24 protein-coding genes are annotated in these 21,615 nt (G+C 63.9%); 5 read left to right on the top strand and 19 right to left on the bottom strand.

Features of this window, described 5'->3' with window-relative positions:
• Positions 1 to 29: 29 nt before the first annotated feature.
• From QW845_RS27860 to urtA, 15 genes are all read right to left on the bottom strand, one after another.
• Positions 30 to 1,685 carry an HWE histidine kinase domain-containing protein gene (locus QW845_RS27860; RefSeq protein ID WP_315804712.1) on the bottom strand — a complete coding sequence of 552 codons (1,656 nt, stop codon included), beginning with the start codon at positions 1,683 to 1,685 and terminating at the stop codon, positions 30 to 32.
• Between the two features lie 293 nt (positions 1,686 to 1,978).
• A complete protein-coding gene (ureG, locus tag QW845_RS27855) occupies positions 1,979 to 2,602 on the bottom strand; it encodes an urease accessory protein UreG (RefSeq protein ID WP_315804711.1) in 624 nt (207 codons plus the stop codon).
• Between the two features lie 69 nt (positions 2,603 to 2,671).
• Positions 2,672 to 3,394, bottom strand: a complete 723-nt coding sequence (locus QW845_RS27850; RefSeq protein ID WP_315804842.1) for an urease accessory protein UreF — start codon at positions 3,392 to 3,394, stop codon at positions 2,672 to 2,674.
• Positions 3,381 to 3,992: an urease accessory protein UreE gene (locus QW845_RS27845; RefSeq protein WP_315804710.1), complete on the bottom strand. Its 612-nt coding sequence runs from the start codon at positions 3,990 to 3,992 to the stop codon at positions 3,381 to 3,383. The genes QW845_RS27850 and QW845_RS27845 overlap by 14 nt, the downstream gene beginning before the upstream one ends.
• A gap of 42 nt (positions 3,993 to 4,034) precedes the next feature.
• A complete protein-coding gene (locus QW845_RS27840; protein WP_172243535.1) occupies positions 4,035 to 4,334 on the bottom strand; it encodes a putative quinol monooxygenase in 300 nt (99 codons plus the stop codon).
• 48 nt (positions 4,335 to 4,382) lie between these two features.
• Positions 4,383 to 6,098, bottom strand: a complete 1,716-nt coding sequence (ureC, locus tag QW845_RS27835) for an urease subunit alpha (RefSeq protein ID WP_315804709.1) — start codon at positions 6,096 to 6,098, stop codon at positions 4,383 to 4,385.
• Between the two features lie 54 nt (positions 6,099 to 6,152).
• Positions 6,153 to 6,692 (bottom strand): HD domain-containing protein, encoded by a 540-nt coding sequence (locus QW845_RS27830; RefSeq protein ID WP_315804708.1) that lies wholly within the window; start codon positions 6,690 to 6,692, stop codon positions 6,153 to 6,155.
• A 3-nt stretch (positions 6,693 to 6,695) separates the two neighbouring features.
• A complete protein-coding gene (locus tag QW845_RS27825; RefSeq protein ID WP_315804707.1) occupies positions 6,696 to 7,001 on the bottom strand; it encodes an urease subunit beta in 306 nt (101 codons plus the stop codon).
• A gap of 124 nt (positions 7,002 to 7,125) precedes the next feature.
• Entirely contained in the window at positions 7,126 to 7,428 is a 303-nt protein-coding gene (locus QW845_RS27820) for an urease subunit gamma (RefSeq protein WP_015669637.1), read from the bottom strand.
• A gap of 48 nt (positions 7,429 to 7,476) precedes the next feature.
• A complete protein-coding gene (locus QW845_RS27815) occupies positions 7,477 to 8,313 on the bottom strand; it encodes an urease accessory protein UreD (RefSeq protein ID WP_315804706.1) in 837 nt (278 codons plus the stop codon).
• Between the two features lie 58 nt (positions 8,314 to 8,371).
• Positions 8,372 to 9,067 carry an urea ABC transporter ATP-binding subunit UrtE gene (gene urtE / locus QW845_RS27810; protein ID WP_315804705.1) on the bottom strand — a complete coding sequence of 232 codons (696 nt, stop codon included), beginning with the start codon at positions 9,065 to 9,067 and terminating at the stop codon, positions 8,372 to 8,374.
• 3 nt (positions 9,068 to 9,070) lie between these two features.
• The gene (gene urtD / locus QW845_RS27805) at positions 9,071 to 9,832 is read right to left on the bottom strand and encodes an urea ABC transporter ATP-binding protein UrtD (protein ID WP_315804704.1); all 762 of its coding nucleotides are present in this window, start codon (positions 9,830 to 9,832) and stop codon (positions 9,071 to 9,073) included.
• Positions 9,833 to 9,836: 4 nt separating this feature from the next.
• Positions 9,837 to 11,000, bottom strand: coding sequence for an urea ABC transporter permease subunit UrtC (urtC, locus tag QW845_RS27800; protein ID WP_315804703.1), 1,164 nt, complete (start codon positions 10,998 to 11,000; stop codon positions 9,837 to 9,839).
• Positions 10,997 to 12,610, bottom strand: a complete 1,614-nt coding sequence (urtB, locus tag QW845_RS27795; protein WP_409997975.1) for an urea ABC transporter permease subunit UrtB — start codon at positions 12,608 to 12,610, stop codon at positions 10,997 to 10,999. Before urtB ends, urtC begins: the two co-directional genes overlap by 4 nt.
• Positions 12,611 to 12,698: 88 nt before the next feature.
• The gene (gene urtA, locus QW845_RS27790; protein WP_315804702.1) at positions 12,699 to 14,021 is read right to left on the bottom strand and encodes an urea ABC transporter substrate-binding protein; all 1,323 of its coding nucleotides are present in this window, start codon (positions 14,019 to 14,021) and stop codon (positions 12,699 to 12,701) included.
• A 508-nt stretch (positions 14,022 to 14,529) separates the two neighbouring features.
• On the opposite strand from urtA, the gene QW845_RS27785 reads away from it, so the two are divergent.
• The 3 genes from QW845_RS27785 (at position 14,530) to QW845_RS27775 (ending at position 16,768) form a co-directional block, all read left to right on the top strand.
• On the top strand, positions 14,530 to 15,939 hold the full coding sequence (locus tag QW845_RS27785; RefSeq protein WP_315804840.1) for a DEAD/DEAH box helicase: 1,410 nt from the start codon (positions 14,530 to 14,532) through the stop codon (positions 15,937 to 15,939).
• Between the two features lie 24 nt (positions 15,940 to 15,963).
• The gene (infA, locus tag QW845_RS27780; RefSeq protein WP_315804701.1) at positions 15,964 to 16,254 is read left to right on the top strand and encodes a translation initiation factor IF-1; all 291 of its coding nucleotides are present in this window, start codon (positions 15,964 to 15,966) and stop codon (positions 16,252 to 16,254) included.
• A 301-nt stretch (positions 16,255 to 16,555) separates the two neighbouring features.
• A complete protein-coding gene (locus QW845_RS27775; protein ID WP_006612155.1) occupies positions 16,556 to 16,768 on the top strand; it encodes a cold-shock protein in 213 nt (70 codons plus the stop codon).
• A 171-nt stretch (positions 16,769 to 16,939) separates the two neighbouring features.
• On the opposite strand, the gene QW845_RS27770 is transcribed toward QW845_RS27775, so the two are convergent.
• The 4 genes from QW845_RS27770 to QW845_RS27755 all read right to left on the bottom strand — a co-directional run bounded on the left by QW845_RS27770 (position 16,940) and on the right by QW845_RS27755 (position 20,111).
• Entirely contained in the window at positions 16,940 to 17,500 is a 561-nt protein-coding gene (locus QW845_RS27770; protein ID WP_315804700.1) for a TadE/TadG family type IV pilus assembly protein, read from the bottom strand.
• 68 nt (positions 17,501 to 17,568) lie between these two features.
• Complete coding sequence (locus QW845_RS27765; RefSeq protein ID WP_315804699.1) at positions 17,569 to 18,114, bottom strand: TadE/TadG family type IV pilus assembly protein; 546 nt, start codon at positions 18,112 to 18,114, stop codon at positions 17,569 to 17,571.
• Positions 18,115 to 18,648: 534 nt separating this feature from the next.
• Positions 18,649 to 19,149 (bottom strand): pilus assembly protein N-terminal domain-containing protein, encoded by a 501-nt coding sequence (locus QW845_RS27760; RefSeq protein ID WP_315804698.1) that lies wholly within the window; start codon positions 19,147 to 19,149, stop codon positions 18,649 to 18,651.
• A gap of 134 nt (positions 19,150 to 19,283) precedes the next feature.
• On the bottom strand, positions 19,284 to 20,111 hold the full coding sequence (locus QW845_RS27755; protein WP_315804697.1) for a sterol desaturase family protein: 828 nt from the start codon (positions 20,109 to 20,111) through the stop codon (positions 19,284 to 19,286).
• Between the two features lie 451 nt (positions 20,112 to 20,562).
• On the opposite strand from QW845_RS27755, the gene QW845_RS27750 reads away from it, so the two are divergent.
• A complete protein-coding gene (locus QW845_RS27750) occupies positions 20,563 to 20,727 on the top strand; it encodes a Flp family type IVb pilin (protein WP_231317342.1) in 165 nt (54 codons plus the stop codon).
• Positions 20,728 to 21,053: 326 nt separating this feature from the next.
• Positions 21,054 to 21,578, top strand: a complete 525-nt coding sequence (locus tag QW845_RS27745) for a prepilin peptidase (protein ID WP_315734617.1) — start codon at positions 21,054 to 21,056, stop codon at positions 21,576 to 21,578.
• The last annotated feature ends 37 nt before the right edge of the window (positions 21,579 to 21,615 follow it).

Below are 21,615 nucleotides of genomic sequence, written 5' to 3'. Positions count from 1 at the left end.
GGCAGCCTGTTCGCCGACCAGCGCTGCGGCTATCGCGCCGGATGCAGTGGTGCGGAGAACTGCTCGGTCCGATCGCGCTCGGTCATGTCGATGACCGTCTCCATCGGCGCGCTCAGCTCATAGACATAGCTCGCCTCGGTGAAGAAGCGCTTTGACGTGCCGCCGAGCGCCTCCGGCGCAACGCGATCGAGCAGGATCAGTCCGAAATCGCTGTCCGGCCGCCGCGTTGCTTCACTGGTGTTCAATTCCTCCCAACGGAAGTGGAAGACGGCATTCGGCTCCTCGCCAGTCACCTCCCATTTGGCGGTGATGTGCGGGTGCTTTCCCACCAGCGAGAGGCCTTCGTCCGAGTGCGAGGCGAGTTCAAAGAACAGCAGCGACAGGCTCTGCGCGGCACGCGCGCTCACGGTGATGTCGGGTCCGTTGACCGCAATCCTGTCGGCATGCGGGATGGCGCGAGCTTCGAACAGTCCGCGCAATTGCACGCCCTGCCATTGACTCTCGCTGAGCAGCGTGACGACGTTCGACATCGCATGGATCCGCCCGATCAGCAGCTCGCGCGCGACATCGATGTCGCTGCCATGACGCAGCGTGCGCGTCACGATGGACTGGATCACCGCCAGGATGTTCTTGACCCGGTGGTTCAGCTCGTCGATGACCGCCGTCAGTCGGCGCTCGAAGCCGATCCGCACCTGGATTTCGCGACTCAGGCGCAGATTATTGTAGGCGACGTAGCCGAACAGGCCGCAGATGATACCGGTCAGCGCCATCCCGATGACGCCGACGATCGCCGCGGTCTGTTGCGCACGCCGGACCGCATTGCTCTTGGCGTAATAGACCAGCGACCAGTCGTGATTGCCGAAGGCTACGGTGCGGGTCGACGACGGAGCAGGATCGTCCGGCCCCCGGGTCCGGCTCGTCACCGCGCCCTGATCATTGGCAACCAGCTCGTCCGAGGCGTTGCGCGGATCCTTCAACGCTACCGAGAACAACGACAGATCGTCATTGGTGAGCAGCAGCGGCCCGATCTCGTAGGAAAACGTCACGAAGCCCGCCGGCGCAGTGGCACCTTGCGGGACGACCGGGGCTGCCAGCACGATCCCGATCGGACCGTCGCTCCGCACCAGAGGGGTGGGGTCGGAAGCGACCGGCTTGCCCTCGGCCATGGCGCGCGCAAGCATCGGTCCGACGATCGGCTGCCGGTCGAGTGCGATGCCGGGAAGCCTGGAGGTCTCGGCATTGCGTGGCTCGAGATCCATCAGAACGTCCAACGGACGATCGACGTTCGGCCCCAGCGGCGTGTCGTCGAAATTGCGAATGGTTGGATTCGGGAAGCCAGCCTGGCGCAGCTCGGTTTGCGCGATGGAGAGCTCATCCGGCCGCAGCCGCGCGATCCACGATGCCACCACGAAGTCGGTCTTGAACGCGTAGATCGACGATCGCAGCGGCTCCAGCATATTGGCCTTGATCACCGAGGGAGCGCGGAACAGCCCGGAGGCCACCCGGGCCAGCAGCTCACGTTCGGTCAGCCGGTCCTGGACGAGGCTGGCATGGACGTCGATGGCTCGGGCCAGCGCAATGCGATCGAGGGCCAGCTCCTGGTCGTGGACGCGATAGGCGGCCAAGCCGGACAGCGCCGTCCCGACCAGCGCGATCAAACCGATGATGACACCCAGCCGGAGCACTCGTTTACTCTGAAGTAAAGGGTTGGCGAAGGAGGAGACGAGTCATCCAATAACCGGGCCTGCAACTCAAGGACGCACCTCGGGGCGATCGGAAGTGATCGGAGCGATCAGTGGATAGCGATCCCAGGATACCGGTGCATCGGCGCCGAGACGCCTTGGGCAAGGCGCACCCCGGGTCGAGGAAACACCCGAGGGCTCAAGTTGTTCCGGCCGGATGAGGCTTTTTTGCGTCTGTCATTGCAGCAGACGCATCGGGCAACGAAGAACGCTGCGACGCAGATCAGTCCCGGCGCTCAGGCCGACGGCTTCAGACCGCCCTTGGCTTCGATGAAGCCGATGATCCGGTCAAGCCCCTGGCTCTTCTTCAGATTGGTCATGACGAAGGGCCGTGCGCCGCGCATGCGCTTGGCATCCGTCTCCATCTTCTCCAGAGAAGCGCCCACATGGGGTGCCAAGTCAATCTTGTTGATCACCAGAAGGTCGGAGCGGGTGATACCCGGTCCGCCCTTCGACGGGATCTTGTCGCCCGCCGCGACGTCGATGACGTAGATCGTGATATCGGCGAGTTCCGGCGAGAACGTTGCCGCGAGGTTGTCGCCGCCCGACTCGATCAACACCAGGTCGAGTCCGGGAAACTTGGCCCGCATGTCGGCCACTGCGGCGAGGTTCATGGAAGCGTCCTCGCGGATCGCAGTGTGCGGGCAGCCGCCGGTCTCCACGCCGGCGATACGATCCGGGGTGAGCGATCCCGAGCGAACGAGAAACTCCGCGTCCCACTTGGTGTAGATGTCGTTGGTGATCGCGGCGATGTCGTAGCGCTCCCGCATCGATTTGCACAGGAGATCCATCAGCGCAGTCTTGCCGGACCCGACCGGGCCACCGACGCCAACGCGGAGCGGACCGTGAGACGATGCCATGTCATTTACCCTTCTGTCGTACGCGTAACCGCGCGGGGCCGTGATCGGAGCAGCCGTTGCCCCGCTTCATCACGACCGAAACAGCCTTGTATATTGCGTCTCGTGATGAAGGCTTGCGAGATCAGCGCGAAATGTTGCGCCGCCGATGTCGTCGAGCGAGGCGAGCAGGGCGCGGTCCGCCGTCGCAGCGACGACAGGCTCCAACGCGGCGAGCACGCGCTGGCTGTCGGTCTGCCCCAACGGTACGAGACGACTGCCGGCGGAAATCCAGTTCGACGTCAGGGCGTGCAGGAAGCCGTGCAGCAGGGGTCCCAGAGGAACGCCGTGAACAGCGCCGACCAGCCCCACGGCGACCGGATAGACGATGCTCTCACATCGCGCCACCGCCTCGTCGAGGCCTGCGCAGTTCCAGGCGGACCGCGCGATCTCGATGAAGGCACGGCCCTGCGCCGTGGTTTCGAGCTGACGCTCGCGCGACGGTACGAAAGCGGCGGCAAGCTCGGCCACCTCGCGGAGGCTTGCCATATCGTCGAGCTCAGCCGCGCGATACGCGTGCGCGAGGAAAGCCGCGTCGCATAAGCCGGAGCCATTGGTCAGCATCGTCGCGAGCCAGCCGCGCAGCGCCGCCGCATCGCCGATGTCGCCCGCCTCGACCGCCCATTCGATGCCGCTCGAATAGGAGAATCCGCCAATCGGAAACGCCGGCGACAGCCATGTCAGCAGCCGATACAGCGCAGCCGGATCCGTGGCGCTGATTGCAGCCGGCCGAGCCCCCTCCTCACTTGTGCTCATGAGCATGGGAATGACCGTGATCGTGATGGTCATGGCCGCAGTGCTCGTCATGCACGTGATGATCATGTGCATGGCCGTGGTCGTGATGCGCGTGATCGTGCCCGGCATGATCGTGATGATGATCGTGGCCGTGGTGATCATGATCATCATGGCCATGCGCATGGCTGGGCTCGGCGTAAGCACCGCCCTCCGGATCGAACGGCGCCTCGATCTCGATGACGCGCGCGCCGAGGCCCTTGACCATGGCCTCGATCACGTGGTCGCGGCGAATGCGCAGGCTCTTGGGCATGAGCTGCGTCGGCAGGTGCCGGTTGCCGAGATGCCAGGCGAGCCGCACCAGATGATGCGGATCGGAAGCCCGGATCTCGAGCAGCGGCTCGGCCGCCGCCACGACCTCGATCAGCCGGCCGTCCTCCAGCACCAGGGCATCGCCACCGCGCAAGGCGGTGGCGTGCTCGAGGTCCAACAGAAACTCCAGCCCACGCGTTCCGGTCATCACCAGCCGCCGCCGGTGCCGGTCATCGAAATCGAGCAGGACGGAATCGGCGGCGGCCTCTTTCCAACGATGCTGCCCGAGCACGCGTGTCGCGCGGATCATGCTGAAACTCTCATTCTCTTATTCCGCTCACTCTTATTCCGCTCAGCGGACATCGACCTTCTCAGGCGTAATGATCTCGATCTTCGGCGGGGCCGCCATGCATTTGACCGCGACGCGCCCGAACGTCTTCATGTGCTCGGTCGCGCGGTGCGGCACCAAGGCCTCGGCGTTTTCCCACTGCTCGACGAAGACCATCCTGCTCGGGTCGGTGACGCTCTCATGCAAATCATAGGCGATATTGCCGGGTTCTTTGCGGGTCCCCGCAATGCAGGCGGTTGCAGCGGCAATGAATTCCGCACGGGTTTCGGGCTTGATGGTCAAGGTGGCAACGACATAGATCACGCAGCAGTCCTCCCGGTACGTTTCTGGTTCTGGGTACCGAGCGGAAGCTTAGAACATGAAGTAGCGCTGCGCCATGGGCAGCACCTCGGCCGGCTCGCAGGTCAGGAGCTCGCCGTCGGCGCGCACCTCATAGGTCTCCGGATCGACCTCGATCTTCGGCGTCGCGTCGTTGTGGATCATGCTCTTCTTCGAGATCCTGCCGCGGGTGTTTTGCACCGCATAGAGCTTCTTGGACAGGCCGAGCTTGCGCGCGAGCCCGCCGGTGACGGCAGCCTTCGAGGTGAAGATCACCGAGGAGGCCGTCAGCGACTTGCCGAACGCGCCGAACATCGGCTGGTAATGCACCGGCTGCGGCGTCGGGATCGAGGCGTTGGGATCGCCCATCGGAGCTGCGACGATGGTGCCGCCCTTGATGACGCAGTCGGGCTTGACGCCGAAGAAGGCGGGCGACCACAGCACGAGATCGGCGAGCTTGCCCTTCTCGACCGAGCCGATCAGCTTCGACACGCCATGGGCGATCGCCGGGTTGATCGTGTATTTGGCAATGTAGCGCTTGACGCGAAAATTGTCGTTGTCCTTGCCCTTGTCCTGCGGCAGCGCGCCGCGCTGCTTCTTCATCTTGTCGGCGGTCTGCCATGTGCGGATGATGACCTCGCCGAGCCGGCCCATCGCCTGCGAATCCGATGACATCATCGAGAGCGCGCCGAGATCGTGCAGGATGTCCTCGGCCGCGATCGTCTCCTTGCGGATGCGGCTTTCGGCAAAGGCGAGATCCTCGGCGATCGACGGATCGAGATGGTGACACACCATCAGCATGTCCAGATGCTCATCGATCGTGTTGCGCGTGAACGGCCGCGTCGGATTGGTCGACGACGGCAGCACGTTCTTCAGGCCCGCGACCTTGATGATATCAGGCGCGTGGCCACCGCCGGCGCCTTCGGTGTGGAAGGCGTGGATCGTGCGGCCCTTGAAGGCCTTGATCGTGTCCTCGACGAAGCCGGATTCGTTGAGCGTGTCCGAGTGCAGCATCACCTGGACGTCGTAGTCGTCGGCCACTGACAAGCAATTGTCGATCGCCGCCGGCGTCGTGCCCCAGTCCTCATGCAGCTTCAGCGCGCAGGCGCCGGCCTTGATCATCTCGACCAGCGCGGCCGGGCGCGAGGCGTTGCCCTTGCCGGAAATGCCGAGGTTCACCGGAAAAGCGTCGAACGACTGCATCATCCGCCCGATGTGCCATGGGCCGGGCGTGCAGGTCGTCGCGAAGGTGCCGTGCGACGGACCGGTGCCGCCGCCGAGCAGCGAGGTGACGCCACTCATCAGCGCATGCTCGATCTGCTGCGGGCAGATGAAGTGGATGTGGCTGTCGAAGCCGCCGGCGGTGAGGATCTTGCCCTCGCCCGCGATCACGTCGGTGCCCGGGCCGATCACGATGGTCACGCCAGGCTGGATGTCGGGATTGCCGGCCTTGCCGATCGCTGAGATCATGCCGTCCTTGATCGCGACGTCGGCCTTCACGACCCCCCAATGATCGACGATCAGCGCATTGGTGATGACGGTGTCGGCGGCGCCCTGCTTGTTGGTCGCCTGCGACTGGCCCATGCCGTCGCGGATGACCTTGCCGCCGCCGAACTTCACCTCCTCGCCATAGACGGTGAAGTCCTTCTCGACCTCGATGATCAGGTCCGTGTCGGCGAGCCGGACCTTGTCGCCGGTCGTGGGACCGAACATGTCGGCGTAGACGGAACGCTTGATCTTGACGGACATCGTTGGCCCCCAATTAGCTCTGCTTGTCTTGTTCTCGCAACGCCGACGGTCCGCTCACAGCGTCCCCCGCGCGTTCGCAACGGTCTCGTCGAACAGCGCGTCCAGCGCCACATTCACACCGCGGCAGCCTGCGACGACCTGCTCGGCCCAGCCAAGATACTCCATCAGCTCGAGCTGCTGCTCGAGATCCGGCTCGAACACAATGCGGGCGCGGATGTTGCTGATCTTGTCGGCGATCTTGATCTGCTTGGCGCCATCAGACTTGCCGGGAGCCGCGATGACCTGGACCGCGCGCCGCTCGCTCTTCGGCAGGGTCATGTCGTCGGTGACCTCCTCGACCAGCCCGGCGACGCGCGAGCCGAAACGCTGCATCAGCTCGTCGTGGCTGGTGTCGGTGTCCTCGATGCTGTCGTGGAGCCAGCCGGCCGCGACGAGCTCGGCGTCCTCGCCGTTGCAGGCGACCGCGAGGATGTTGGCGACCTCAGCGAGATGATTGATGTACGGCTCCTCGTCGCGGCCCTTGCGCTGCTGGCCGGCATGACGGCGCGCCGCCAGCTCGGCCGCTTCGGAGACGAGGCGCAATCCGGTCAGCATCGTCTACAGCTTGCCCATCACGTCGCCGCGGAAGCCGTAGACCGTGCGCTTGCCGCCGAGCGCGACCAGCTGCACCTCGCGGGTCTGGCCGGGCTCGAAGCGCACCGCCGTGCCGGCGGCGATATCGAGCCGCATGCCCCTGGCTTTCTTGCGGTCGAACTTCAGCGCCGGATTGGTCTCGAAGAAATGGTAATGCGAGCCGACCTGGATCGGCCGGTCGCCGGTGTTGGCGACCGACAGCGTCACGGTCTTGCGGCCGGCATTGAGCTCGATCTCGCCGTCCTGGATGAAAAATTCGCCGGGGATCATGTGTCTTTCTCCGTCATTCCGGGGCGGTCCGCAGGACCGAACCCGGAATCTCAAAATCGATTGCAGACAATCTCTGGATTCCGGATTCAGCCCTGCGGGCTGCCCCGGAATGACGTGCAAGAACTTAGCGGATCGGCTCGTGCACCGTGACCAGCTTGGTGCCGTCCGGAAACGTCGCCTCGACCTGGATGTCGTGGATCATCTCGGGGATGCCCGGCATCACCTGATCGCGGGTCAGGACCTGGGCGCCGGCCTGCATCAGCTCGGCCACGGTGCGGCCGTCACGCGCGCCTTCCAGAATGAAGTCGGAGATGATCGCGACCGCTTCGGGATGGTTCAGCTTGACGCCGCGCTCGAGCCTGCGGCGGGCCACGATGGCGGCCATCGAGATCAGGAGCTTGTCCTTTTCGCGGGGAGACAGGTTCATGCGGACTCTCTGGTGATCGTCTTCTAATGATCGTCAGTTGGTAAACGTCTAGTTGAGCCACAGCCGCGGCAGCGGTCCGGCCGATGCGCAGCCGAGCACCGCCATCATGTCGGCGCGCAGGCTCGCGGCATCTTGGGCACAGAAGCGCGCCATTGCAAATCCATTCCAGGCGGACAGTCCGGCCTCGCCCCGAAACGCCGGCAGGCTCTCCCTGATGCGCTCCACCAGCGCGGCGTCGCCGGGCACGATCAGCGCAGTCCCGATGGCCGCGGCGCCCTTGGCGATCGCGGGCTGCGCCAGCTTGTCGCCGATGTCGCCGTCGAGGCGGACCGTCTCGGCGAACACCAGCTTGCCGCCGCGCTTGAGCCGCCAGCGATCGACGAACTCGCCCTCGCGCATGCGCTCGCCCATGGCCGTGCGGCCGAACACGACGATCTCGCACAACAATAGCGAGGCGGTGTCGGCGAGGTCGATGTCGATGCGGCGATGAATGCGGGCGCGGTCGAACAGGATGGTCTCCTGCGGCAGCCACGAGATGTGCGCGCCGGCATGAGCCGTCAGCGCGATATCGAGCTCGGCTGGCTTGCCCGGCGCGCGATAGACCTTCTCGGCCGCGGCGCTCGACAGCGTGACGCGGCTGCCTTCGCCCGCCGCGACCTCGATCGCGAAATGGTCGCCGCCGGCGATTCCGCCGGCGGTGTTGACGAACATCGCCGACAGACCGTCGTCCTCGGGCGAGGGAAAGCGGACGCGCAGCGAGCCGGATTCATGCAGGTGATGGCGCCGCGTCACGTCGTCCTGCAGCCGCACGTCGAAGCGCACCGCGCCGCGGGCGCGGTTGGCCTCGAAGATGTCGGCAGCGGCGTTGGCGGGATCGGCCCGCATCGATCCCCTCCCCTGGGACCAGACGCGGGCGAGACCGCGTCGAGAAGCTACGTGATGATCACAGCGCCATCTGGCGGCTGATCTCGGCCTGGTCGAGATTGGCGCGGGTGCAGGTGAACTTCACCGCGCCGCGATCCATGACGGCGAAGTTGTCGCCGAGTTCGCAGGCAAAGTCGAGATATTGCTCGACCAGGACGATGGCGATGTTGCCGAGATTGCGGAGGTACGAAATCGCCCGGCCGATGTCCTTGATGATCGACGGCTGGATGCCCTCGGTCGGTTCGTCCAGCAGCAAGAGCTTCGGCCGCATCACCATGGCGCGGCCGATCGCAAGCTGCTGCTGCTGGCCGCCGGAAAGATCGCCGCCGCGGCGGCCGAGCATCGATTCCAGCACCGGAAACAGCGAGAATACGTCGTCCGGGATGCTGCGATCGGCCCGCTTCAGCGGCCCGAAGCCGGTCTTGAGATTCTCCTCGACCGTGAGCAGCGGGAAGATCTCGCGGCCCTGCGGCACGAAGCCGATGCCCTTGCGCGCCCGCTCATACGGCTTCAGGCGGGTGATGTCGGCGCCATCGAAGGTGATGCTGCCCGACGCCAGCGGATATTGCCCGACCAGCGCCCTCAGCAGCGAGGTCTTGCCCACGCCGTTGCGGCCGAGCACGCAGGTGACCTTGCCCGGCTCCGCCGCGATCGAGACGCCGCGCAGCGCCTGGGCGGCGCCGTAATAGAGGTTGATGTCCTTGACGTCCAACATCGCCTAGCGTCCCAGATACACTTCGATCACCCGATCGTTCGACGACACCTGATCGATGGTGCCCTCGGCCAGCACCGTGCCTTCGTGCAGGCAAGTGACCTTGACGCCGAGCTCGCGAACGAAAGTCATGTCATGCTCGACGACCATGACGGTATGATCCTTGTTGATCTCTTTGAGCAGCTCAGCCGTCTGATGCGTCTCGACGTCGGTCATGCCGGCGACCGGCTCGTCGACCAGCAGCAGCTTCGGGTCCTGTGCCAGGAGCATGCCGATCTCCAGCCACTGCTTCTGGCCGTGCGAGAGGCTGCCGGCGAGCTTGCGTCGGGCATCCTTGAGCCGCACCGTCTCGAGCACCCGGTCGATCTGCTCGGCCTCGCCCCTCGAGCCGCGCCAGAACAGCGTCCCCTTGACGCTGTGGTCGACATTGAGCGCAAGCAGCAAATTGTCCTCCACCGACTGGCTCTCGAACACCGTCGGCTTCTGGAACTTGCGGCCGATGCCGAGCTCGGCGATCCGCGTTTCGTCGAGCCGGGTCAGGTCGGTCTTGCCGTCGAACAGCACCGTGCCCTCGTCGGGCTTGGTCTTGCCGGTGATGATGTCCATCATCGTGGTCTTGCCGGCACCGTTCGGGCCGATGATGGCGCGCATCTCGCCGGGCTCGAGCGTCAGCGAAAGATTGTTGATGGCGTGGAAGCCGTCGAACGAGACGTGCACGCCGTCGAGATAGAGTAGCGACGACGTCGCGCGGGTGTCCATCACGTTCATGCGCTCACTCCGCCATCTTGGGTTCGGTGACGCCGTCCTCGCGGGCGGCGCTCTCGGCGTTCAGCCTCCTGCTGCCGAGCTGATCCCACCAGGAATTGAAGGTGCCGATAATGCCTTTGGGCAACAGCAGAGTGACGAGCACGAACAATGCGCCGAGCATGAACAGCCAGTAGGGCGCCAGCACGCCCGAAGTGAAGAAGGTCTTGGCGTAGTTCACGACGACGGCGCCAAGCGCAGCCCCGACCAGCGTGCCGCGGCCGCCGACCGCGACCCAGATCACGGCCTCGATCGAATTGCCGGGCGCGAACTCGGAGGGGTTGATGATGCCGACCTGCGGGACGTAGAGCGCGCCGGCGACGCCGGCCATGCAGGCCGACAGCGTGAACACGAACAGCTTGTAGGACTCGACGCGGTAGCCGAGGAAGCGCGTCCGCGACTCGGCGTCGCGGATCGCTATCAGCACCTTGCCGAGCTTCGATGACACGACCGCCCGGCAGATCAGGAACGCCAGAATGAGCGCAAGGCAGCTCAGCGCGAACAGCGCGGCGCGGGTGCCTTCCGCCTGGACGTTGAAGCCGAGAATGTCCTTGAAGTCGGTCAGGCCGTTGTTGCCGCCGAAGCCGAAATCATTGCGGAAGAAGGCGAGCAGCAGCGCGTAGGTCATCGCCTGGGTGATGATCGACAGATACACGCCGGTGACGCGCGAGCGGAAGGCGAGCCAGCCGAAGCAGAAGGCGAGCAGGCCGGGCACCACGAGCACCATCAAAGCTGCAAACCAGAACATGTCGAAGCCGTGCCAGTACCAGGGCAGCTTGGAATAGTTCAGGAACACCATGAAGTCCGGCAGGATCGGGTTGCCATAGACGCCCCGGGTGCCGATCTGGCGCATCAGATACATGCCCATCGCGTAGCCGCCGAGCGCGAAGAACGCGCCATGGCCAAGCGAGAGAATGCCGCAATAGCCCCAGATCAGGTCGATCGAGAGCGCCAGGATCGCGTAGCAGACATATTTGCCCCACAGCGCGACCAGATAGGTCGGCACCTGCAAGGCCGAGCCGGCCGGCAGCAGCAGGTTGGACAGCGGGATCAGCACGCCGCAGGCGGCGACCACGAGCACGAAGATGGTTGCGGCGCGATCGAGCGACCGGGTGAGGACGTGCGGCATCATGCTTCCACCGCCCGGCCCTTGAGCGCGAACAAGCCGCGCGGGCGCTTCTGAATGAACAGGATGATCAGCACCAGGATCGCGATCTTGCCGAGCACGGCGCCGGCGACCGGCTCCAGGAACTTGTTGGCGATGCCCAGCGTGAAGGCGCCGACCAGCGTGCCCCAGAGATTGCCGACGCCGCCGAACACCACGACCATGAAGGAATCGATGATGTAGCTCTGGCCGAGGTTCGGGCTGACGTTGTCGATCTGCGACAGCGCCACGCCGGCGATGCCGGCAATGCCTGAGCCGAGCCCGAAGGTGAGCGCATCGACCCGCGAGGTCGCGATGCCCATCGAGGCCGCCATGCGCCGGTTCTGTGTCACCGCGCGCATCTCCAGACCAAGCGCAGTGTAGCGCAGCATCGCCAGCAGGATGGCGAACACGGCCATCGTGAAGCAGAGGATCCAGAGCCGGTTGTAGGTGATGGTGATCTGGCCGAGCTCGAACGCACCGCTCATCCAGGAGGGATTGCCGACCTCGCGGTTGGTCGGACCGAACGCCGTGCGCACCGCCTGCTGCAGGATCAGCGACAGGCCCCAAGTCGCGAGCAAGGTTTCCAACGGACGCCCGTAGAGGAAGCGAATGATGGTGCGCTCGATCAGCACGCCGATCGCGCCGGCGACCAGGAAGGCGAGCGGGACGGCAATCAGCAGCGAATAGTCGAACAGCGCCGGGTACCGCGTGCGGATGACCTCCTGCACGACAAAGGTGGTGTAGGCGCCGAGCATCACCATCTCGCCATGGGCCATGTTGATGACGCCCATCACCCCGAAGGTGATGGCGAGGCCGATGGCGGCGAGCAGCAGCACCGAGCCGAGCGACAGGCCGTACCAGGCGTTCTGCACGCCGGACCAGATTGCGAGCGAGCTCTGGATCGATGAGATCGCGCTGGCAGCAGCCTTGGTGACGGTGGCCGGCTGGTCGCCGCCGCTGATCTCGGTCAGCAGCGCAAGCGCCTCCTGGTCGCCGCGCGACCTGATGGTGGCGACCGCCTCAAGCTTGTCCACCTCGCTCGCGTCGGACTTGAACAGGAGGATGGCAGCCCGCGCCTCGGTCAACGCCTGCTTGACCGCGCGATTGGTTTCCTTGGCGAGCGCCGATTCCACCGTCGGCAGCGTCGCCTCCTCATGCGACTTGAACACCGATTTGGCGGCGGTCAGGCGTGTGTTGGTATCCGGCGACAACAGCGTCAGGCCACCCAGCGCAGCATCCACGCTGCGCCGGAGCCGGTTGTTGAGGCTGACCGCCGCGGCATTGTCCGGAAGTTTGTCGACGGCAGCGCCGGTCGCGGCATCGATGATCTTGCCGTCGGTCTGCTTGACATAGACCTTCTTCGTTTCGGCATCGAACATCAGCCGCTCGTCCTGGAGCGCGCTGATGATCGGAAAAGCCAGCGGGTTGCCCGACACCGCGATCTCGCCGACGGCCTCGTCCGTGTCCGAGAAATCATCGTTCGCGAGCTTCGCGACCGACTCTTCGAAACTGGCTGCGAAGGCGGGAACGGAAACGGCGATCAGGGCGAGCAAAACAAGCAGACGGCGAATGATCGCCAGAAAAACAGCAGGCACTGGACAACCCCGGCAGGAGTTCAGGAGGTCAGGAGAAGGCGGCAACATCGCCGCCTTCTCCTGTCGTCATGGTCGCGTCAGGTCGGGATCAGGAGCCCGAGCCCAGGCACTTGTTGGTCTTGACGTTGAAGTTGCCGCACTTCTTGCCGACCCAATCGCCGATCAGGTCCTTCGAGCCCTCGAGCTCCTTCGACCAGGCGTCGCCCGGGACGAGATCCTTGGTCTTGTAGACGACGCTGAACTGGCCATCGCCCTTGATCTCGCCGATGAACACCGGCTTGGTGATGTGGTGGTTCGGCAGCATCTTCGACACGCCGCCGGTCAGGTTCGGCGCCTCGATGCCCGGGAGCGCGTCGATGACCTTGTCCGGATCGGTCGACTTCGCCTTCTCGACCGCCTTCACCCACATGTTGAAGCCGATATAGTGGGCCTCCATCGGGTCGTTGGTCACGCGCTTCGGATTCTTGGTGTAGGCCTGCCACTCCTTGATGAACTTCTCGTTTGCCGGGGTCTTGATCGACTCGAAATAGTTCCAGGCAGCGAGATGGCCGACCAGCGGCTTGGTGTCGATGCCGGCGAGCTCTTCCTCACCCACCGAGAACGCGACCACCGGGATGTCCTTGGCCTTGATGCCCTGGTTGCCGAGCTCCTTGTAGAACGGAACGTTGGCGTCGCCGTTGATGGTCGAGACCACGGCGGTCTTCTTGCCGGCCGAGCCGAACTTCTTGATGTCGGCCACGATCGTCTGCCAGTCGGAGTGACCGAACGGCGTGTAGTTGATCATGATGTCGTCCTGAGCCACGCCCTTCGACTTCAGGTAGGCTTCCAGGATCTTGTTGGTGGTGCGCGGATAGACGTAGTCGGTGCCGGCCAGCACCCAGCGCTTCACCTTCTCTTCCTTCATCAGGTAGTCGACCGCCGGGATCGCCTGCTGGTTCGGCGCCGCACCGGTGTAGAACACGTTGCGCTCGCTCTCCTCGCCCTCGTACTGGACCGGGTAGAACAGGATGCTGTTGAGCTCCTTGAACACCGGCAGCACCGACTTGCGCGACACCGAGGTCCAGCAGCCGAACACGACCGCGACCTTGTCCTTGGTGATCAGCTCGCGCGCCTTCTCGGCGAACAGCGGCCAGTTCGAGGCGGGGTCGACGACGACGGCCTCGAGCTTCTTGCCGAGCACACCGCCCTTCTTGTTCTGTTCGTCGATCAGGAACAGGATCGTATCCTTCAGCGTGGTCTCGCTGATGGCCATGGTGCCGGACAGAGAATGCAGAACGCCAATCTTGATGGTGTCGTCAGCGGCCTTGGCCGGGCCAAAGCCGGCTGCGCCGAGCGCCAGGCCGGCAGCAGCAGCCAGCCAGCGACGGCGGCTGAACGGCGCCGTTAATTCCTGAGTGAGTCGAGTAAGCATGAGGTAATATCTCCCTGACGCAGACGTGCTTCGCAGCCAAGGCGGCCGGCGGTCTGCGGCGGAAGAATCGCAAGAAGTGTGCCATGCCGTGCACATCTGGTAAGGCATTGACACAGAAGTGGAACTTCGCGTTCTCGTGGCACGAGGTCGCAGCCTTCCGCCGTCGAAACGAGCAAGCTCGATGATTAATCAGATAGCATGTAGCGCAGGATTTGTGCACTTTGTTTTGAATGGCTAAATTTAAAGCAGCCAGGTACCACCCGGAAAGCCAATCCGTTGCGCAGCGGCCTTGCATGTGCCGTCCACCTGTTCCATATATCTGGTAGATCGAGGCGAATCGGCCGGATCTTTGCAAGCCGCGTGTTCTTTAGCTCGACCCGAGCTTCTGGCTTTGCATTCTCACCCATCCAATCTAGGCGCTCCAAACACGCGGGTGTCTCTCAACCACCCACCCGCGTCCGGCTGCCTGCCGACACGGGCCTTATCCTCTTATGGAAAGCCCAATCTTTTGACATCCTTCCAGGATTTTAACCTCGCCGACGCGCTGACGCGCGCGCTGAAGGAAGAGAACTACACCACCCCCACCCCGATCCAGGCCCAGACCATCCCGCTCGCGCTCGAAGGCCGCGACGTGATCGGCATCGCCCAGACGGGAACCGGCAAGACGGCCTCGTTTGCGCTGCCGATCCTGCACCGCCTGCTGCAGAACCGGATCAAGCCGCAGCCGAAGACGGCACGCGTGCTGGTGCTGAGCCCGACCCGCGAATTGTCGGGTCAGATCCTCGACAGCTTCAACACCTACGGCCGGCACATCCGCCTGAGCTCGGCGCTCGCGATCGGCGGCGTGCCGATGGGACGCCAGGTCCGCGCTGTGATGCCCGGCCTCGAAGTGCTGGTTGCCACCCCTGGCCGGCTGCTCGATCTGGTCCAGAGCAACGCTTTGAAGCTGACCCATGTCGAGTTCCTTGTGCTCGACGAAGCCGACCGCATGCTCGACATGGGCTTCATCAACGACATCCGGAAGATCGTGGCCAAGCTGCCGATCAAGCGCCAGACGCTGTTCTTCTCGGCCACCATGCCTAAGGACATCGCCGAGCTCGCGGACGCCATGCTGCGCGACCCCGCGCGGGTCGCGGTGACCCCCGTCTCCTCGACGGTCGAGCGCATTGCCCAGCGCGTGATCCACGTCGACCACTCGGCCAAGCCGAACCTTCTGGCTCAGTTGCTCAAGCAGGAGCCAGTCAACCGCGCACTGGTGTTCACCCGGACCAAGCACGGCGCCGACAAGGTCGTGAAGAGCCTGGAAAAGGCCGGCATCCCGTCCCAGGCGATCCACGGCAACAAGTCGCAAAATCACCGCGAGCGCACTCTGGCCGCCTTCCGCTCCGGCGAGATCCGCACCCTGGTCGCGACCGACATCGCGGCGCGCGGCATCGACGTCGACGGCGTCAGCCATGTCGTCAATTTCGACCTGCCGAACGTGCCCGAAACCTACGTCCACCGGATCGGCCGCACGGCGCGCGCCGGTGCCGAGGGCGTTGCGATTTCGCTCGTGGCGGGATCGGACGAGCTGTCCTATCTTCGCGACATCGAACGGCTGATCAAGATCTCGCTGCCGCGCGACGATCGCCGCACGCCCGGCCTCCGCGAAGCTGCAGCACCGGCTAAACCGCCTCAGCGCGGTGGCCGTCCTGGCATGCAGAATGCGCGGACCAACGAGGGTGGCACCGCCGCAAAAGGCCCTCGCCGTCGCCGTCGTTCCAATGCTAAGATGGCGTCTCTGCCAGGCAATCGTCAGGAGCCCCAGCGGCCGTCGCAAGGCGGCGGCAAGGCCGGGTCGATTCAAGGCGTTGCTTTCCTGCATCGCGAGGGCAGACCCAAAAACCACGCTCACAACCGCAACCAACGGCCAAACTAGACGTCTATCGATCTGGAGAAAGACATGGCTAAGGAAGAGCTGATCCAGTTCGAAGGGCTGGTCACCGAAATCCTTCCCGATGCACGCTATCGGGTACAACTCGACGCGGGGCACGAGATCGTTGCCTACACCGCCGGCAAGATGAAAAAGAATCGCATCAAGACGCTCGCGGGAGACCGCGTGACCGTCGAGATGTCGCCCTACGACCTCGAAAAGGGTCGGCTGATCTTCCGCCACAAGGACGAGCGTCCCAGCTCGCCCGGCGGTCCTCCGCGTGGCGCAGCGCAGCGCGGCGGCCAGTTCCGTCGGCGCTAGGGGGATTGGGCGGAGCAATGTTCCGCCCGGCCCGGCGGATTGATCAAGCCTTGCGCAATCAGCGACAATTCAGCGCGTCGGCATCGAGCCGGCGCGTCAAAAAATCATGCACTCTCGCGCAGCTCAGGATTGTTTTGCGCGGGCATTTCCAATAATATATCCCGCAATCGATTTTCGGCCGGACGAGATTAGCTATTACCGGTACAGCCGGTTCAGACGCTGACGACCCTTCCAAAAATTCGATCTAACCAGCCCAGGAGACTGGGTTACGCATTTGGTATCTGAGAAGGGAACTACCCCCGTGAGCATGGGAACCGTGAAGTGGTTTAACGCAACCAAGGGCTATGGCTTCATTCAGCCGGACGACGGCGGCAACGACGTGTTCGTGCACATCAGCGCCGTCGAGCGCGCTGGTCTCGGCACGCTGCGCGAAGGCCAGAAGATCTCCTACGAGATCGTGGCGGACCGCCGTTCGGGCAAGTCGTCGGCCGACAATCTCCGCGCCGCCAATTGAGCGACGCCAGGGCAATCGCCTACGATTGCCCACCTGGACAACGAAAGGCCGCCTTGTGCGGCCTTTTTTTATTTGCCGGCTGTTCGCCGTCGGATTGTGATCACCTGGAACGCCGTCTGCTGCCCGCGCGCAAGCGGACCCGCACCGCGCAGGATTAGTCCGGCGCTCAGCTCAGCAGGAGGTCGCCGGGCTATACATCACACAGGTCGACTGCCGCGGCCGGGTATAGGCGACGTCGCTGAGATTGACGCCCGTCTTGCCCATGACGTAGCCGATCGTCGGAACGTATTGGTAGTTCACCTCGCTGAAGATCAGATAGGTGCCGGACACCAGCAATTCAGCCGGCACGCCGACCGTCATGCCCACGGTCCGCGGCGTCGACCCCTTACTCCACTTCACCGTCGCCTGCATGGTGGTGGGATCGACATAGAGTTCGGTGATCGTCGCATTCACCGGCGTGGTCGAGTACGGATACATGATGCCGGTCGAGGCGGCGAAGAAGTTCGACATGTCGCTGTCGCCGACCGTGGTCGACTGCGACGTCAGATCGGACAGGGTGCGCGCCATCAAAGTGACCTTGCGGTCGACGGCGATGGCCGAGCAGAATTCGACCGTGCCGAAGAACATCACCAGCATCAGCGGCACGATGAATGCGAACTCGGTGGCCGCGACACCGCGACAATCGGCAGCGAAGGCGTCGATGCGACGCCACAGGCGCAGGCGCGAAGACATACCCGGCATTCTTCCCAACGGCATGATGAATTCCTGGTGTCCCTCAGAAGCAGCTCGCGAGGTCCGTGTTATGAATACGGCTCGTTCTTGAATGCGGCCGTACCCACCAGCAGCCGCTTGCTGCCGCTCAGGTTGGCGATGTTGTAGCCGAGGCCGGTCACGAAGATCGGCCACTGATAGAACAGCCTGACGACGACAATGTCTCCGGCGGCGCCCGGACTGTAGGTCATGTTGTTGACGAAGTTGCCGCTGTTGTCGATCTGGTTGCTGATCGAGACGCTCCCGAACGAGGAGTAGCTCTTCACGTCGATATAGATCTTGTTGCAGTCGAACAGCGCGGGAACCTGGGTGCAGACGTAGCTCGCGAATTGCGACTGCGTATAGGAGCCCTGTTGCGCCTGTCCGGTCAGGATCATGCGCGCCGAGTCCTGCGTGATGGTCTCGAGCACCTGGCCGGCAAAGAACATCAGCGCCGTTTCGATGATCGCGAACAGCAGCGCAAAGAAGACCGGCGCGACCAGCGCGAATTCGAGCGCGGCCGATGCCCGCCTGTTGCGCCGGAAGCGGCGCAGCAGCCGGCGCATCGAAGCTGTCGAGGAGACGGAGGCTTGCATGGGGTCATCCGGACTGGAAAGGCACATCAACCTGAGTGAAACGAATAGCGGAAACTCCTTGGGAAAGAGTTTCCTACGATACGGACAGTATGGCCCGCCGCATCAACCTCCCGCTAACCATGCTTGGGCAGGGCGATCGCATATGGTGAAAGAGGCTGGGCGCGCAGTCTTTTCGCGACCATCCTTCGAGACGCCCGCCTTCGGCGGGCTCCTCAGGATGAGGGCCTTTCTCCGCCGCCAAGCTGTTGATCCTCATGGTGAGGAGCCTCGCTCTTGCGACGCGTCTCGAACCACGAGGCCATGAAAGGTCCGCCCGGGAAAACCATATGCGATCGCCCTGCATGCTTGGGGGTGGCTCGCAGTCAGCCCTTCGAGGCAGCGCGCCACCTGTCCGACCCGATCATCGAAACCAAACGAATCGGGCTATCGAGCCGCAGCGCCAGCGGCAAGGCTCACCGCATCGTCGGTGCGGACGCGCGTGGAGAGGCGGTCAGACGTCGCCATCGACCCGGCCAGGCATGGCCAAGCCAGCGCTCAGTTGGTCTTCGACGCCGCTGCCGCGTTGCCGCTCGCCGTGCTGGACATCGTTCCAGCCTGGTCGAGCACCGATTTGAAGTAGTTGTCGCCGTCGCCCAAGGTCACCCGGCGCTGGCAGATCGGCATGCAGCTATAGGTCTCACGATCGACGCCGCGATACACCGTGACGAGCTGGTCGGTGGGTCCGGCGACCTGGATCTGGCGATCGATCAGCACCTGTCCGCCGCGATCCATCGCAATGAAGTTGGTGGCACCGTAGCTCTTGCCGGTGACGACGATGATGCCGCCGCTCTGCAAGGTCACATCGGCGATCATCGGATTGCCTACGACGAGGGTCGCGACCCGGTCGGGCAACTTGACCAGCTTGGCCTGGTCGACATTCACGGCGATGGCAGGATCGGGTTCCGCCGAGGCGGCAGCCGGCCACAGCAGCACGGCGGCGACAGCCGCCCGCAATGCGAAGGAAACAGAAGGACGACGCGATACACAGAACGACATACTCAACCCCGGGACCTTGACGAGCCGTCTCAAGCGATACGCAGCGGTGACGGCGCCCGACGCGGCAAATCTGCGCTCAATTGGTGAACGTTCTGCAAACGCCGCCATCTCAGCTCGGGCGGTTGCAGAACACGTCATCTTCGGAACGGAAACGCGAGCTGACCGCCGAACTCACCGGGCATCGTCGCCTCGTCCTTGCCGTAGGCCATGGGCAACTGCCCCTCCGGCATCCGGAACGTGCCGAACAGGATGTCCCAGATCGGGAACGTGCCGGCGAAATTGGTGTTGCCGCCCTGCTCCATCGACGTGTGGTGCCAGCGATGGAAGACGGGCGTGGCGAGGACATATTTCAGCGGGCCCAGCGTCCAGTTGAGATTGGCGTGGACGAAGGCCGAATGGAACGTCGTGAACGGTCCAACCCAGATCATGACATTGGGCGAGATGCCGGCCATCAGTAGGATGACGTCGACCGCGATCGTGCCGAGGATCAGGTTGATGGGATGGAAGCGGGCCGCCGAAATCCACTCCAGATCTTCCGAGGAGTGGTGGACCGCGTGGTATTTCCAGAACTCGCCGCCATGGAACAGACGATGCGTCCAGTACAGCATGAAGTCGGAGAGCACGAGAAAGAGCAGCCCCTGCAGCCATTCCGGAAGCTGCGCCAGCGGGCCGTGCCCGTTCTCATAGAAGGCGATCAACTCGTCGGCGTCGCGGATCTTGAAGAGAACGCTGGCGCCGAGCACGAGAAAGCCGATGCGGAGCACCCGCGCGAAAACCGGCACGAAGAACCAGTAGACCACGTCGGTGACGAGCTCGCGCTTCTGCCACCACGGCTTGCCGGGATTGCAGGCCCAGAAGTGGCTGAGCACCGAGAACACCACTGCCAGCACCAAGGTGATCGGCAGCACCTTCTCGATGGTCTGGCCGAGCATCAGCGCGACTTCCCATGGCAGACCGGACATCACATTCCTCATCTCATGAACTTTTCCGAGGGGTACTCCTTGGCGCTTAAGGAGCCGTGAACCTCGTGGCCGGCCGAGCTGGGCTGCCGATCGGTCCAGCACGATCGACGCGGAGCCAAGGGCTCGCCGGCCAGGTCGACGGGACCATATGCCTATGGTGCGGAATGCGGCGCAGGCTCCTGCGCTGGAAACATTGGGCGCGGCAGTGGAAGCTCGCGCTCATCTTTTCAGCGAGATTGGCACAGCGCGTGCCGTGGATCATTTAGAATGATCACGGTCCGCTTCATCCTACGTTTACTCTGCACAATAACAGCCATTTGTCGCCGGGTTTCGGCGACCGAATTAACTACGCCGAAATTCCTGCCCCCTAGGGTGGCCGCATGGTCACGGTGCTGAGAACGCCGCAACGACCAGAGTTTGTTCGACCAGCCACGTGTACATGGAGTTACCTATGAAGAATCTTCTTGCTCGCTTCGTGAAGGATGAATCCGGCGCGACCGCGATCGAATACGGTCTGATCGCCGCCGGCATCTCGCTCGCGATCATTGCCGCAGTGAACGGTCTCGGCTCCAGCCTGAGCTCCAAGTTCGGCGCGATCAACACCTCGCTGAAGTAAGCGGTCGTCACGGCCGAGCAAAGAAGGCCCCGGACATCCGGGGCCTTTATCATTTCCACCTTCAGCTCCGCGGCGTTCAGTGATGCGTAACCACGTTTTGTCCGCAGCCGCGTCCCGGCCTCCGCCCAGCGGGACCGACGTCGCCTTGCGTTGGATCTGCGGCGGCCTCGGCCTGTCCATCCTCGCTCTGGCGGCCCGCATCGTCAGCGTCTGGTGAGATCGACAACCGGCCGGCCATTCCGGCTGTTTCCCGATCATTTATTTCTTGCAGCTAGATTCTGGCGCAGCGGCGCACCCATGCCCCGCGTCGATGCCATTGAGAGCCCATGACCCTCGATCTCGCGCGCCTCCTGCTGTTTCCGGCCCTGATGGCCTTTGCCGCGGCGAGCGACCTGTTCACGATGACCATTTCGAACCGGGTCTCCCTGGCGCTCGTCGCCGGCTTCCTGGTTCTGGCGCCGCTGAGCGGGATGAGCATGGCGGACATGCTGATGCATCTCGGTGCCGGCGCGACCTTGCTGGTGATTGCGTTCACCTGCTTTGCTTTCGGCTGGATCGGCGGCGGTGACGCCAAGGTCGCATCCGCCGCCGCCCTGTGGTTCGGCTTCGCCCACCTGATGAACTACCTGTTGTACGCCTCGATCTTCGGCGGCGTGCTCACCCTCGCTCTCATGCAGTTCCGGCAATGGCCGTTGCCCTACATGCTGGCGGGGCAACCCTGGCTTGCACGCCTGCACGCCAAGGAGAGCGGCGTGCCCTATGGCATCGCGCTCGCCCTGGGCGCTCTGATGGTCTATCCGGAGACCGATTGGGTGAAGGCGATCGACGCTGCGCGTCTTGCATTGCTCTGAACACACCGTGTCAACGCGGTGTTAAGGCGATTTAGAT

This window comes from Bradyrhizobium sp. SZCCHNS3002 (assembly GCF_032377435.1).
In the GTDB taxonomy this organism is placed as follows: domain Bacteria; phylum Pseudomonadota; class Alphaproteobacteria; order Rhizobiales; family Xanthobacteraceae; genus Bradyrhizobium.
The sequence above is the reverse complement of the archived record's forward strand: the minus strand, read 5'-3'. Positions and strand labels throughout refer to the sequence as shown.